The organism is Dietzia sp. SLG310A2-38A2 (assembly GCF_014145095.1).
Classification (GTDB): domain Bacteria; phylum Actinomycetota; class Actinomycetes; order Mycobacteriales; family Mycobacteriaceae; genus Dietzia.
This window is the reverse complement of record NZ_JAALDX010000551.1, coordinates 18,832-19,130: the sequence shown is the minus strand read 5'-3', so window position 1 is coordinate 19,130 and position 299 is coordinate 18,832.

The window sequence follows — 299 nt, the reverse complement described above, 5'->3', positions numbered from 1 at the left end:
ACAGCCCCGCCTGCGCGGGGACGACAGCTCGGGCACTGGCCTCGTGAGCCCCGTCGAGGGAACAGCCCCGCCTGCGCGGGGACGACCATACTGCCGCCACATTGCCCAACGGGGTCAACGGAACAGCCCCGCCTGCGCGGGGACGACGATCACCTAGGGTGCTGCTGCCGGAACCAGCACGGAACAGCCCCGCCTGCGCGGGGACGACGACACTGTCACCTGTAGCGGGACCGGGTCTGGCGGAACAGCCCCGCCTGCGCGGGGACGACGACGCGCCGAGTGCTCAGTCGCCGTCGTGG